At 46.1% G+C, this 14,181-nt stretch carries 14 protein-coding genes; all 14 read right to left on the bottom strand.

Translation table 11 applies throughout. The annotated features are described in order from the left end of the window. Positions 1-182: 182 nt before the first annotated feature. The gene (gene dut, locus NLX74_RS03570; RefSeq protein ID WP_013309936.1) at positions 183-629 is read right to left on the bottom strand and encodes a dUTP diphosphatase; all 447 of its coding nucleotides are present in this window, start codon (positions 627-629) and stop codon (positions 183-185) included. After that, positions 607-1,872, bottom strand: coding sequence for a M16 family metallopeptidase (locus NLX74_RS03565; RefSeq protein ID WP_061829434.1), 1,266 nt, complete (start codon positions 1,870-1,872; stop codon positions 607-609). The genes dut and NLX74_RS03565 overlap by 23 nt, the downstream gene beginning before the upstream one ends. A 66-nt stretch (positions 1,873-1,938) precedes the next feature. Continuing rightward, entirely contained in the window at positions 1,939-2,943 is a 1,005-nt protein-coding gene (locus NLX74_RS03560) for a polysaccharide deacetylase family protein (RefSeq protein ID WP_254327942.1), read from the bottom strand. 230 nt (positions 2,944-3,173) lie between these two features. Beyond that, positions 3,174-5,276 carry a polyribonucleotide nucleotidyltransferase gene (gene pnp / locus NLX74_RS03555; RefSeq protein WP_254327941.1) on the bottom strand — a complete coding sequence of 701 codons (2,103 nt, stop codon included), beginning with the start codon at positions 5,274-5,276 and terminating at the stop codon, positions 3,174-3,176. Between the two features lie 214 nt (positions 5,277-5,490). Then, the gene (gene rpsO / locus NLX74_RS03550; protein WP_007430074.1) at positions 5,491-5,760 is read right to left on the bottom strand and encodes a 30S ribosomal protein S15; all 270 of its coding nucleotides are present in this window, start codon (positions 5,758-5,760) and stop codon (positions 5,491-5,493) included. Positions 5,761-5,892: 132 nt separating this feature from the next. Beyond that, positions 5,893-6,831 (bottom strand): bifunctional riboflavin kinase/FAD synthetase, encoded by a 939-nt coding sequence (locus tag NLX74_RS03545; protein ID WP_254327940.1) that lies wholly within the window; start codon positions 6,829-6,831, stop codon positions 5,893-5,895. A gap of 58 nt (positions 6,832-6,889) precedes the next feature. Further along, the gene (gene truB / locus NLX74_RS03540) at positions 6,890-7,825 is read right to left on the bottom strand and encodes a tRNA pseudouridine(55) synthase TruB (protein WP_254327939.1); all 936 of its coding nucleotides are present in this window, start codon (positions 7,823-7,825) and stop codon (positions 6,890-6,892) included. After that, positions 7,822-8,799: a DHH family phosphoesterase gene (locus NLX74_RS03535; protein ID WP_254327938.1), complete on the bottom strand. Its 978-nt coding sequence runs from the start codon at positions 8,797-8,799 to the stop codon at positions 7,822-7,824. The genes truB and NLX74_RS03535 overlap by 4 nt, the downstream gene beginning before the upstream one ends. Before the next feature lie 51 nt (positions 8,800-8,850). Further along, complete coding sequence (gene rbfA / locus NLX74_RS03530; RefSeq protein ID WP_010346342.1) at positions 8,851-9,201, bottom strand: 30S ribosome-binding factor RbfA; 351 nt, start codon at positions 9,199-9,201, stop codon at positions 8,851-8,853. A gap of 20 nt (positions 9,202-9,221) precedes the next feature. Further along, complete coding sequence (infB, locus tag NLX74_RS03525; RefSeq protein ID WP_061829439.1) at positions 9,222-11,777, bottom strand: translation initiation factor IF-2; 2,556 nt, start codon at positions 11,775-11,777, stop codon at positions 9,222-9,224. After that, positions 11,770-12,093, bottom strand: a complete 324-nt coding sequence (locus tag NLX74_RS03520; protein ID WP_025720915.1) for a L7Ae/L30e/S12e/Gadd45 family ribosomal protein — start codon at positions 12,091-12,093, stop codon at positions 11,770-11,772. Before NLX74_RS03520 ends, infB begins: the two co-directional genes overlap by 8 nt. After that, on the bottom strand, positions 12,086-12,394 hold the full coding sequence (gene rnpM, locus NLX74_RS03515; RefSeq protein WP_007430067.1) for an RNase P modulator RnpM: 309 nt from the start codon (positions 12,392-12,394) through the stop codon (positions 12,086-12,088). Before rnpM ends, NLX74_RS03520 begins: the two co-directional genes overlap by 8 nt. A 23-nt stretch (positions 12,395-12,417) precedes the next feature. Beyond that, complete coding sequence (gene nusA, locus NLX74_RS03510; RefSeq protein ID WP_013309927.1) at positions 12,418-13,515, bottom strand: transcription termination factor NusA; 1,098 nt, start codon at positions 13,513-13,515, stop codon at positions 12,418-12,420. A gap of 101 nt (positions 13,516-13,616) precedes the next feature. Then, positions 13,617-14,078, bottom strand: a complete 462-nt coding sequence (rimP, locus tag NLX74_RS03505) for a ribosome maturation factor RimP (RefSeq protein ID WP_061829440.1) — start codon at positions 14,076-14,078, stop codon at positions 13,617-13,619. Positions 14,079-14,181: the final 103 nt, after the last annotated feature.

Genomic DNA, 14,181 nt, shown 5'->3' with positions numbered 1-14,181 from the left:
CGGATCACTCCTTTCCGAGACACGATATGCTTTTAGTCTATGCGAGTGCCCGGAGAGGGGTGAAAAAACACAAAAAAAGCCGCCCCTTGATGAGGCGACCTTTATTTGCATGCTTACTCTTAAGCAAGTAAATTTGAAGCTTTTACAAAATAGACATTCTTACATTGCAAACCAACCATAGCTCAGCGTCCTGTATGGCCAAAGCCTCCAGCACCACGCACTGTTTCAGATAATTGGTCTACTTGTTTCAGCTCTACCTCAGGTACAACCTGAAATACCATTTGTGCAATTCGCTCATTGCGCGTAATCGTGAACGATTCTTCGCCCAAATTAATAAGAAGTACCTTGATCTCCCCACGATAATCCGCATCAATCGTTCCCGGTGTATTGAGACAGGTAATACCATGCTTAAGAGCCAGTCCACTTCGCGGACGGATTTGTGCCTCCAATCCCGCTGGCATAGCTATTGCAAATCCAGTTGGAACGAGGCAACGTTTGCCGGGTTCCAGTACCAGATTTTCCTGTACTGCTGCATACAAGTCAAACCCTGATGCAAGCTCTGACATTTTGCGGGGCAGCTCAATATCTTCATTGCCCGCAAGTCTGTTAATTTCCACGTAAGTTAACAAAATAGTCCCTCCTCATATCCTTTACCGCTGAATCACTCGCTCCCACCATCGACAGGGCAAACGGCTCCGAGAACATCCGATCCAGCACTTTGTTCACATCATTTGCCGTCACTTGCTCGATATGTTCGATCATTTGATCCAGCGTATAATGCTGACCGAGCATTAATTCATTTTTTCCAAGCCGATTCATCCGGCTACCTGTACTTTCAAGGCTTAAAATCAAACTTCCTTTTAATTGTTCCTTACCTTTACGAAGCTCATTAGCGTCCAAACCGTTGACAGCCACATCTCGTAAAAGCTCCAGCGTCAAATCCAGCACGTCCTTTGTTTGCTTAGGAGCCGTACCTGCATAGATCGTGAACAACCCACTGTCCGCATGGGAGCTATGATAGGAATAAACCGAATAAGCCAGTCCACGCTTTTCCCGAATTTCTTGAAACAAACGTGAACTCATGCCGCCGCCGATCGCGTTATTCAGCAAAACCATAGCATACTGGAGCTCGTCACCCGCTGCAAATCCAGGCAGGGATAAACAAATATGATTTTGCTCCGTTGCTTTCTCATGATACAACAGCTCACCGTTAAACACAGGTACTGTCAGCGGCGAAACGGTTCCATGATTATCAAAATGTCCAAAATGTCGCTCCAACAATTCTACCAAGCGATCGTCAACATTACCAGCCACACTGATAACTGTATTGTCGATTGTATAATGCTCCTTCATATAATGACTGAGGTGTGAGCTATCCATAGCAAGCAGGTGATCTTCGGTTCCGAGAATCGGATAAGCCAGTGGATGTTCACCATAGGCCGCGCGAGATACAAGATCGTGCACCATATCATCCGGTGTATCCTCATACATGGAGATTTCCTCCAAAATCACATTCTTCTCTTTTGCCAATTCTTCCTGATCTAGTTTGGAATTAAAGAACATATCAGACAGCACATCAACTGCGATCGGTAGATGCTCATCCAATACTTTGGCATAATAGCATGTATATTCCTTCGAAGTGAAAGCATTAACATTTCCTCCGATGGCATCGAATTGCTCAGCGATTTCCTTAGCGTTAAAACGCTCTGTTCCTTTGAAAAGCATGTGTTCGATAAAATGAGAAATACCGCTATTGTCCGGCGTTTCATTCCGGGAGCCAGTTTTAACCCAGATACCGAAAGAAACTGAACGTACGGTTGGAATTTTTTCAATGACCACTCTTAGGCCGTTTTTAAGTTGAATTCTTTCCACGATTGGCCCTCCTAAACTGAATTGCATACTTAGCCATAATGTTCAATCCTAACAGAAAAAAGACGTTCACTCAACCGGAGCAGGTAGTTGCCGATCAGGGGAAAGTGTCTGACTGACAGTTCCGAGCACAAGTCCCTTACTACGAATAGCATGAATCATGCCTTTGAGAGCAGCCGATGAGGAATCTGTTGGGTGCATCAATATCAGGGAGCCTGATTCAACCTTACTACTGATTTTGTTAATCACCGATTCCGGTGACGGATGTCTCCAATCTACAGTGTCCAATGTCCACAACACTGTTTTGAGCCCAAGTTCTGCTGCTATATCCACCGTTTGCTGATTAAAATCACCCGATGGAGGGGCAAACCAGTTATTTTTGATACTCAAAGTTTCTCGAAGAAGCACTTGAGTCTTTTCAATTTCTTGTGTGGCTCTGGCCCGACTCAGACGGCTCATATTCGGATGAGAGTATGCATGGTTCGAAAGCTCATGCCCTCTTTTTTGAATCTCCTTGGCGAGATCAGGATTTTTTTTCAACCAACTTCCATCAAGAAAAAATGTAGCCTTGACCTTTTCCTGATCCAGCGTGTTCAGTATCGGCAGGATAAATTCATTCCCCCATGCTACATTGATCATGAAAGATACCATCGGCTTTTCGGGATTCCCCCTGTAAATTGGAACATTACCAAGCTGATTTAAATGTATTTTAGGTGCCAATTGTCGATATACATATTGAATGGGTCGATCCGGAGATGCAATCGCTTTGCGATAGGTAGCATCCAAATCCACCTCCAGTCCGTTATAGCCTGGAATAGCCTTCCATACCCTGTCGATCTTGGCATCAACTGGTTCCCGCCGCTGACGTGCTGCTTCTGTTCTTAGTCGCTGCATAAGCGCATTGTCGGGCAAAGCTGCTATCGCCATCGTGGTTACAGCTTCTGGCTCTTTAACCCCTGTAACGTCTCCATTGCGTAATTGACTAGCGTAGTCACGAACCCCACTAAACTGCCCGATTACAAGTGTGATGGCTAAACTGGCTACCACCCACACTGCTCGTTTTGCCCTACCCATAATTCCTTCATCCCCCCGCCCGTTTGTCCACATTGTATGCGGCGAGGACAAGAACTATGACGTAGCAAGCTCTAGAAGCTCACTTGGGTGCAGCTTGTGCATATGTATGAAAAAAGAGCCAGAAACGTAGCTCTGCCTCTTTCCAAAAGCTTAAACAATGCTATTCAAATCCCTTGTACTGTTAATACGAAAAGCTACTCCTGCCTTTCTAGTCTGCAACATGCAGATACCTAGGATTTTGCAGGTGCTTCTGCAGTCAGAACAGCCTTACGGGACAGATTGACACGACCTTGTTGATCAATTTCGGTTACTTTCACCGTAATTGTATCCCCAATAGCAATTACATCTTCAACTTTGGCTACACGCTCAGTAGACAGTTGAGAAATATGAACCAGACCATCTTTGCCCGGTAAAATTTCAACAAATGCACCGAATTTCTCAATCCGTTTTACTGTACCGATGTAAATCTCACCGACCACGACTTCCTTTACGATACCCTCAATAATGGAACGTGCTTTTTCATTCATCTCTTGATTTGTGGAAGCGATGAACACACGACCATCTTGTTCAATATCGATTTTCACGCCGGTTTCTTCGATGATTTTGTTGATGATTTTACCACCAGCCCCAATAACATCACGGATTTTGTCCGGGTTAATGTGCATCGTCATAATTTTTGGAGCATACGGAGACAACTGCTCACGCGGCTTCTGGATCGCTTCCATCATTTTGCTAAGAATGAACAAACGTCCTTCTTTAGCTTGCTTGAGCGCATCCTGTAAAATCTGGCGGTCAATACCGTTAATTTTAATATCCATTTGAATGGCAGTTACGCCTTTCGCGGTACCAGCAACTTTAAAGTCCATATCGCCCAGGTGGTCTTCCATACCTTGGATATCAGTCAATACGGAAACATGGTCTCCATCCTTGATCAATCCCATGGCTACACCTGCAACCGGAGCTTTAATCGGTACACCTGCATCCATCATAGCCAGTGTACTTGCACATATACTAGCTTGTGAAGTCGAACCATTCGATTCCAGTACCTCGGAAACCAGACGGATGGTGTATGGAAATTCAGTTTCGGAAGGAATTACTTTGGAAAGCGCACGCTCACCAAGAGCACCATGTCCGATTTCACGACGACCTGGCGCACGCAAAGGACGAGCCTCACCTACGCTGAATGGCGGGAAATTGTAATGATGCATGAAGCGTTTTGTTTCTTCCAGATCAATACCGTCCAAAATTTGTACATCACCCAATGCACCAAGTGTACAAATGCTAAGTGCTTGCGTTTGACCGCGTGTAAATAAGCCCGAACCATGAGTACGCGGCAAAATGCTAGTGTCGCTTTCAATCGGACGAATTTCGTCAAGCTTACGACCATCAGGACGCACTTTATCATGCGTGATCAGACGACGTACTTCTTCCTTAACGATATCATAGAGAACTTCGCTCACGTCACTCAAAAGCTCAGGTGTCTCTATGTATTGTGCTTCAAAATGAGCAACTGTCTCTTCGTTGACTGCATCAATTGCCTCTTGACGGGCATGTTTTTCTGCAATTTTAACAGCTTGCATTAAACGTTCAGCTGCATAAGCACGTACTTCACTGTTCACTTTTTCATCAACAGCATGCAGTTTAACCTGCATTTTCTCTTTACCTGCTACTTGCACCAATTGTTCAATAACTGCCACAATGTTCTTAATCTCATCATGACCGAACATAATAGCTTCCAGCATAACTTCCTCTGGAATCTCATTGCCTTCGGCTTCTACCATCATGATGGCATCTTTCGTTCCGGCTACAACCAGGTACAGATCGCTTGCATTCTGCTGTGCAATATCCGGGTTAATCACAAATTGCCCGTCTACACGTCCTACAGCGACTCCCCCGATTGGCCCATTAAAAGGCACATCCGAAATGCTAAGTGCTGCCGAGGTTCCGATCATTGCTGCAATTTCAGGTTCGCAATCCTGATCGACACTCATAACCAGATTCAACACCTGTACATCATTCCGGAAACCTTCCGGGAACAATGGGCGAATTGGACGGTCTGTCAAACGGCTGGACAAAATCGCTTTTTGACTCGGACGTCCTTCACGTTTAATAAATCCGCCAGGAATTTTCCCCACAGCATACAATCTTTCCTCATAGTTTACGGTCAGTGGAAAAAAGTCCAAATCTTTCGGTTCACGGGAAGCGGTCACGGTACAAAGCACAACTGTTTCTCCGTAGCTCACTTTAACTGCCGCATTGGCTTGTTTCGCAAGACGTCCTGTTTCCAACACCAGCTTTCTTCCGCCGAGCTGCATTTCTACGCGTTGCTCCATGGTATCCCTCCATTTCATTTCATTGTAAAAGTTCTATACATATCCAGTATTTCCTGCGCAGGTCTTATTCATAAGAAGCTAGCAGACAAATCAGGATATGTAATTCAAAAAAAGATTCCTCATTTCAAAAAAGAACCCGGCTGCTGTCCGCCGTCGCCTTAGCAGGGACAAGCGGTGAACAACCAGGCTTCTTTTCTCATTACATGTCTGAAAATTAACGACGCAGTCCGAGACGCTCGATCAACGCACTGTAACGTTTAACATCAGTCTTCTTCAGGTAAGCCAAAAGTTTACGACGCTGACCGACCATTTTCAACAACCCGCGGCGGGAGTGATGGTCTTTCTTGTGCGAACGAAAGTGACTTTGCAAGTTGACGATGTTTTCAGTAAGGATAGCGATTTGTACCTCTGGTGATCCTGTATCGGATTCATGAGTTTTGTACTCCTCGATCAATTGCTGTTTACGCTCTTGAGTCAATGCCATCCTGTTCACCTCCTTCATTATAATCGCCATTAGCCTCGTAGCCGCCGGTGAAAGCGGACAACCAAGCTAAGGTTCATCGTTGTTTACACAACATAAGTCAGTATAACACAGCGCCTGTCTTATGTAAATAAATTAGCCTAACAGCTTTTTAGCCGTTTGTGCGTCATTGCCAATTTGGTTGATCAGCTCATCCACCGAAGAGAATTTGCGTTCAGGGCGGATGTAGTGGTGAAGCTCCACAAGCACAGACTCTCCATAAATTTGCTGATTAAAATCAAATAAATGTACCTCAAACGACGGATTCAGCACACCTTCATGAAAAGTAGGCTTAACCCCTACATTCATTACACCGTTTATCCAACGATCGCCTACAAGCGCCCGTACAGCGTACACACCCTTAATCGGAATCACGTAAGTGTCATCCAGTTTGAGATTAGCGGTCGGAAAACCGATCGTACGTCCGCGCTTCTCTCCATCCATTACAGTACCCTGGATACGATACGGACGTCCCAACCAGCGAGAGGCATGTGCTAGATCCCCGGTCTGTAAAGCACGGCGAATGCCAGAGCTGCTCACCTTGTCCCCATCCAGTTCGAACGGTGGTACGGTGTGCACCGACATCAGCTCTCCTCCCAGCTTCCGAAGTGTATCCTCATGCCCGGCTCCCCGGTGGCCAAACCGAAAATCAAAGCCTACTACCGCTGTTCGAATGTGCAATGGAAGCAGCACGTCGCTCATAAACGCCTCAGGGCTGACCTTGGAAAATTCTTCGTTAAAACTCAAAATATAAAGTACGTCCACACCCATATCAGCCAGAATAGCCTGCTTGTCCGGAAGCGGTGTTAAATAACCTTCATAATCGCCTTTTTTCATGACTTCCTTCGGGTGAGGATGAAATGTCATGACAGATACCGGCACCTGCTGTTCACGAGCCAGCGTAACAGCCTTACGTATCACGCTTGCGTGTCCCAGATGAAGACCATCAAACTGACCGATCGCCGTGACCTGTGGACGTCCCCATTGCTGCAAAAGCTCATCACTCAATGGATAAGATAACGATACGGTAATCATTATTAATTCACCTGCATTTCACATCATTTGACTAACTTCGTCAAAATTATAGCACAATTCAAGGTAAAAAAACTTTAATGGGAGCGATCGCGTCTGATTCATCCCGACCATATATGCCTAAAAACGTTTTATCCTCTTTATACAAACGGAAGGGCTGATTGTCTGTCACAGGTGGTGAAATCATATTCAGCGACAGGCGTTGGCCTTGCAGAGCCGCAGTTACCTTGGCTTCAGCCACTATATGCTCAGGCATATAGTCAATCGCTTGATCCGTTGTAATAAGTCGCTCTCCAAGACTGCCATCCGCAACGAAACGCTCTATTTCTTCGAAAGTCAGACAACGTTCCGCAGGAATTCCCGCAGACATGGTTCGCTCCAGCTTAACCATCGTTGAAGGATATCCTAATTCACGACCAATATCAACACATAGTGTACGGATATAAGTACCTTTGGAGCATAAGGCACGAAAAGAAATATCCACATACGTCCCCGTCTCCGCGAATCCCGTCATTTCCAACTCGTAAATACTCACTTCACGACTTTTGCGCTCCACGGTTTTGCCTTCTCGAGCCAGTTCATATAGACGTTTGCCGTCCACTTTTAGCGCGGAGTACATTGGAGGTACTTGAGAAATCGTACCAACAAAACGCTTCAGAACCGCTTTGACTTCCACTTCCGTCACCTCTACGGGACGTTCACTCTCTTCCGTGATTTTCCCACTCAGGTCTTCGGTATCCGTGGCAATTCCTAATCGCAGTGTAGCCCGATATTCCTTGGGCCGCTCCTGCATGTATTCCACCACACGGGTAGCACGTCCCAGACACAAGGGCAAAACACCGGTTACCTGCGGATCAAGCGTTCCAGTGTGTCCGATTCTCTTCATACCTAATAAACGGCGAGCTTTGGCCACCACATCATGAGAGGTAAATCCAGCAGGTTTATAGACAGGTAGAACGCCTTCCCAAGTTGCCTGTTCCTTCTTTATCGGATTCATAGCTCAGACTTCACCCGCCCTACTACTGTCTCAATGATATCTCCCAGCTTACCCTCTAGCCGGCAGCCAGCCGCACGCACATGTCCACCGCCCCCAAATGATTGAGCCAGCGCAGCTACATCAACATTCCCTGCCGATCTCAAGCTGGCCTTGACCGCTTGATCATTAATAACCTTAAAGAAAATGCCTACTTCAACTCCACGAATATTTCTTGGATAATTCACGATGCCTTCCAAGTCCTCATTTACAGCACCACAATCCGTCATATCGTCAGGGGTTACAACAACCCAAGCGACTTTCCCATCCTCCGACATCGTGAGCGTTTGCAATGCTTTTGTTAGCACCTTCATTTGTGGAAAGGTCATTTCCTCGAGCAATTTCTCGGATAAAGATGGACCATCTACACCGTAAGCAAGAAGCTGTGACACAGTAGACATCACTTTCGGTGAAGTGTTGGAGTAACGGAAACCACCTGTATCCGTTAGCAACCCTGTATATAAAGCCGTTGCTATTTCGACATCCCAGGTTACTGCAAACTCTTTCAGTAGATCAAAAAGAATTTCTGCTGTTGCCGCAGCATCCGGCTTAATCACATTTACTGTACCGTAAGCATCATTCGTTGGATGATGATCAATATTCAGGATAATGGCATCTTTCGAAAAAAACTGCTCTGTCAAACCAACACGACGGTAATCCGCACAATCTACACAAATGATCCGGTTGTATTTCCGTTCTGGCGGTTGCTGGCTCATATCCATAATCTCATCGGCATGCCATAAAAAATCCATACGTTTGGGAATAGGCCCCTCATTTAGCATGGTAAATTTCTTCCCCAGACATGAGAGAAGCCAGCCCACCGTTACGGTGGAGCTGACTGCGTCTCCGTCCGGCTGTACATGCGATACGATCAGGTAATCATCATGCTCCAGAATAAATTCCTTCGCTTGTTGAAGCGCCTGTTCATAGGTATGCATTGCCTTCTCCTTTACATTCAGTTCATGGTTCCTTCGGACAAACTAAAAGTTTTATTTTTCATCCTTGTCGATATCACTCAGCAGTTTTTCAATTCGACTGCCGTAAGCAATAGATTCGTCAATTTTGAAAATCAACTCAGGAATATGGCGCAGCCGTATCCGTTTGCCGAGTTCAGAACGAAGATAACCGTTCGCTTTGTCCAATGCCTTCAGGGAAGAATTTTTCTGTTCTTCATCCCCGAGCACGCTCAAGTATATTTTCGCTTGGGACAAATCATTTGTAAGATCGACACCCGTTACGGTGATAAAACCGATGCGGGGGTCTTTTAATTCAGTTTGTATGAGTTGGCTTAGCTCCTTCTTGATCTGTTCGCCAACCCGACCTGTACGTATTTTAGCCATGGATGCTCACCTCTCTGCCGTTAGCGCTCCACTGTTTCCATGACGAACGCTTCAATAATGTCGAGTTCCTTAACATCATTATAGCCATCAAGGGTAATACCGCATTCGTAACCTTGGGCAACTTCTTTTGCGTCGTCCTTAAAGCGTTTCAGTGAGTCGATTTTACCTTCAAAAATGACGATGCCATCACGAATCAGGCGTGCTTCTGCTGAACGGGTAATTTTACCGGATGTCACCATACAACCAGCGATCGTACCGACTTTAGTAACTTTGAATACGTTACGTACTTCAGCATGCCCAATCACATTTTCTTTATATTCAGGATCCAGCATGCCCTTCATGGCTTGCTCTATTTCTTCAATGACATTGTAAATGACACGGTGTAGACGAATGTCCACTTTTTCAGCTTCCGCTGTAGATTTCGCCTGGTTATCCGGACGAACATTAAAACCAATGACAATAGCATTGGAAGCTGCGGCCAAAATAATATCGGATTCGGTGATTGCTCCTGCACCACTGTGAAGAATTTTAACGCGCACACCTTCGACTTCAATCTTGTTCAAGGAACCTTTCAACGCTTCGACGGAACCTTGTACATCACCTTTAATAATGACGTTCAGATCCTTCATTTCGCCATCCTTGATGTGTTGGAACAGGTCATCCAGTGTTACCCGTGTATTACTGCCCAGATCAGATTGGCGTTGTGTGATCGCACGTCTATCAGCAATAGCACGAGCTTTGCGTTCATCCTCAAACACCATGAATGGATCGCCAGCAAGTGGAACTTCTGTCAAACCAGTAATTTCAACTGGAGTGGAAGGACCCGCTTCCTTAAGACGACGACCTTTATCGTTGACCATAGCACGCACACGTCCGAAGCAGTTACCCGCTACGAAAGCATCGCCGACTTTCAGTGTACCGTTCTGAACGAGGATACGGGCTACAGAACCGCGGCCTTTATCCAGTTCTGCCTCGATGATGGTACCACGTGCCCGTTTGTTCGGGTTCGCTTTGTACTCATTCACTTCAGCTACGAGCAGAATCATTTCAAGCAGGTCTTCCAGACCCATTCTTTGTTTCGCGGAAACGTTGACGAAAATCGTATCGCCGCCCCACTCTTCAGGTACCAATTCATATTCAGTGAGTTCTTGCTTCACTTTATCCGGGTTGGCATCCGGTTTGTCGATCTTGTTGACAGCTACGATAATTGGCAGACCTGCTGCCTTCGCATGGTTAATAGCTTCGACCGTCTGTGGCATAACACCGTCGTCAGCTGCAACCACGATAATCGTCATATCTGTCACTTGAGCACCACGTGCACGCATAGCGGTAAAGGCTTCGTGACCCGGTGTATCCAGGAAAGTGATTTTTTTACTATTAATTTCAACTTGGTATGCACCAATATGCTGTGTAATACCGCCAGCTTCGCCACCGGTTACATTAGTCGAGCGAATGGCATCCAGCAAAGTTGTTTTACCATGATCGACGTGACCCATAATCGTTACAACTGGTGGGCGTGTTCTCAGATCCGCAGGATCATCATTTTCTTCCACGGTTTCAAAACGATCTTCTTCGACCGGAATTTTCACTTCTACCTCGACGCCAAAGTCTCCGGCAAGCAAGAGGATGGTATCCATATCCAGTTCCTGGTTAATGGTCGCCATCGTTCCGAGCATAATCAGCTTTTTGATGACTTCTGACGCATCCTTATGAAGAAGCTTGGCTGTTTCGCCTACGGTCATCTCACCACGCACAATAATTTTCTTAGGCGTGTTGTCGATTTTCTCGCGACGTTCCTGTTGTTGACCTTTACCACGATTGTTAAATTTCCCGCCACGATTACTGCCACCGCGATTATTGCCTCCACGACCACCGTTACCACCGCGTCCGCCGCCTTGACGGTTATCGTCAAAACGTCCTTGACCGGAACGGTTACCACCGTTGTTGGAGTTACTGCCTGTACGGTTGCCACCACTACGGTTCGCATTGTTGCTACCTGTAGAGGATGATGTTCTTACAGCCGTACCACCCTGACTACTTCCCTGAGGGCGTGAGTTAGTGCTTTGGTTACCTTGAGGACGCGAACCTGTGTTGCCACTAGGACGCTGTTGTCCTCCCTGCTGTTGACCATTACTGCGGTTTTGTGTACTTTGCTGACCAGTGGGTCTGCTAGTACTTTGTTGACTGCGGTTTTGACCGCCCTGCTGACTGCTTTGCGCTTTTGGAGCGCTGCTTCGGTTACTGTTTTGGTTGTTGTTTGTCCTATTCATACTTACCTGCTTTTCCTGTTGATTTTTGGTTTGCTCAGTTGAATGATTACTATTCTGGCTTGAACCGGCCTGATTCGAGCTTACTTGCGCCGTACCTGCTCCGCCTTGCTTGGCCGCAGCATTGGATTTAATATTCTTAAAAAAACTTTCCACTTTACCTACGGCATCATGTTCCATGACGCTCATATGGTTGTTCACGGGAATATCCAGCCGTTTAAGAATGGTGATAATTTCTTTGCTGCTCATGTTCAACGATTTGGCGTATTCGTATACCCGCACTTTGTCTTTGCTTTCTTGTTTACTCAATATACTCCACCTCCGACATTATCCCCGCATGTTTCTTGATCAATTTCGCGAATCCTTGATCCGTCACAGCCAGCACAACCCGTTCAGGTTTGCCGATACTGCTTCCCAAGCTTTCCCGGTCAAATCCTATCAATAAGGGGATTTTGTACGTCCCGCATTTGTCGCGGAATTTCTTTTGAGTATTCATTGAAGCATCTTTCGCAAGAATGACCAGCTTGGCTTCTGAAGACCTGATCGCTTTAAAAACGATCTCATCACCTGTTAGCAGCTTGCCAGCTCTCATGGCAAGACCCAATCCAGACAGCGCCTTATTCATCCTGCACGCTGCCTTGTGCCGCCAGGAATTCTTCCTCGACGGCAGCAAAATCACGACTTAGCTGCTCATAAATATCAGGATGAACCGAGTGCTTCAATGCTCGATCCAGTGCCTTGCTCTTTTGAGCCAGCTTGAAGCAGGCGGCTTTGCCGCACAAGTAAGCGCCGCGTCCCGACTTTTTGCCAGTCAAGTCAATCAACACTTCGTCTTCAGGGGTTTTGACGACACGGATCAACTGCTTCTTTGGCATCATTTCATGACAGGCCACACATTTGCGCAAAGGTATCTTTCTCTGTTTCATGCATTAACCCCCCTACACTCCGCTTAATCTACAGAAACGGAATCCTGATGCATTTCATCGGTGGATGTTCTCGGTCTGCCGAGTTCTTCCTCCGCCTGTGTTTCACTCTTAATATCAATTTTCCAGCCCGTAAGCTTAGCAGCAAGACGAGCATTTTGCCCTTTGATACCAATAGCAAGAGAAAGCTGATAATCAGGCACAATAACACGCGCCATTTTCTCTTCTTCAAATACTTGCACTTCGAGCACCTTGGATGGGCTCAGCGCATTAGCCACGTATTCATCAACATTATCGGAATAACGTACAATGTCGATTTTTTCGCCACGCAGCTCATTTACAATAGTCTGTACACGTGTTCCTCTAGGACCCACACAAGAGCCAACCGGGTCAACTTCGGCGTTACGGGAATGAACCGCGATTTTAGAACGGAAGCCTGCTTCACGCGCTACGGAACGAATCTCTACAACACCATCAAAAATTTCAGGCACTTCGAGTTCGAACAAACGCTTAAGCAGACCCGGATGTGATCGGGACAGCATAATTTGCGGTCCTTTGGTTGTGTTTTCTACTTTGGTAATATAAGCCTTGATTCGATCCAGATGGCTAAATTTCTCATTAGGCATCAATTCACCTAACGGGAGAACCGCTTCCACCTTACCAAGATCAATATAAATGTTACGCGGGTCTTGGCGCTGTACAGTTCCTGTTACAATATCTTCTTCCTTGTCCACAAACTTGTTGTAGATCAGTCCCCGTTCCGCTTCGCGGATACGCTGGGTCACGACTTGCTTCGCAGTTTGTGCAGCAATCCGTCCAAAATCACGTGGCGTGACTTCGATTTCAGCGATATCTTCCAACTGAAAATGCGGGTTAATCTCACGGGCCGCAGGTAACGAAATCTCAGTGCGAGGATCCAATACCTCCTCAACAATCAGCTTGCGGGCATATACCTTAATGACTCCCGAGTTGCGGTTCATATCAACACGCACGTTTTGTGCGGTGTTGAAATTCCGTTTGTAACTGGAAATCAAGGCTGCTTCAATGGCCTCAAACAGCACATCCTTGCTGATCCCCTTTTCTCTTTCCAACTCGTTCATTGCTTCAATAAAATCCATACTCATGGATTACTGCTCCCCCTTTCAAATGATGCACCTGCGTACTGGTCGGCACACGAGGCAAAAAAACATGTAGTACATGTCAAACAGCAACAGTCAAATCTGAATTAAAATATGATCGCGAGCCTTGCACCAGCTACCTTGTCATAAGGTATGGCATGCTTCTTTTGTCCGCTTTGAACGGTGAGTTCCCCGTCTTCAAAAGAAAGCAAACGACCTTCGAATTCCTTCAGGCCGTTGATCGGCTCGTATGTAGTAACGAATACGTTTTTGCCTACCGCTTTAGTAACGTCCTCCGCTTTTTTCAGCGGTCTTTCGGCGCCTGGTGAAGACACTTCCAGAAAATATGCTGTAGAAACAGGGTCATTTTCATCCAACTTTTGACCCAGATATTCACTGATCATACTGCAGTCGTCCAGATCAATTCCTCCGTCTTTGTCCACAAAAACGCGAAGAAACCAATTGCTGCCCTCTTTGACATACTCGACATCGACCAGTTCAAAACCATGCTCATCGAGGAAAGGTTGGGCCATTTCTTCTACTACTGATTTGATCTTTGGTGTGCTCAAAGATTATAACCTCCAAAAGTGAACTTTCCTGTGGTGAAAAAAAGACGCCCTATTACCATGGACAATGCTTCTCCATCACCGGCTTTTTCATTTTCATTTGATG

The sequence above is a fragment of the Paenibacillus sp. MZ03-122A genome (assembly GCF_024213325.1).
Lineage (GTDB): Bacteria > Bacillota > Bacilli > Paenibacillales > Paenibacillaceae > Paenibacillus > Paenibacillus polymyxa_B.
The sequence above is the reverse complement of the archived record's forward strand: the minus strand, read 5'-3'. Positions and strand labels throughout refer to the sequence as shown.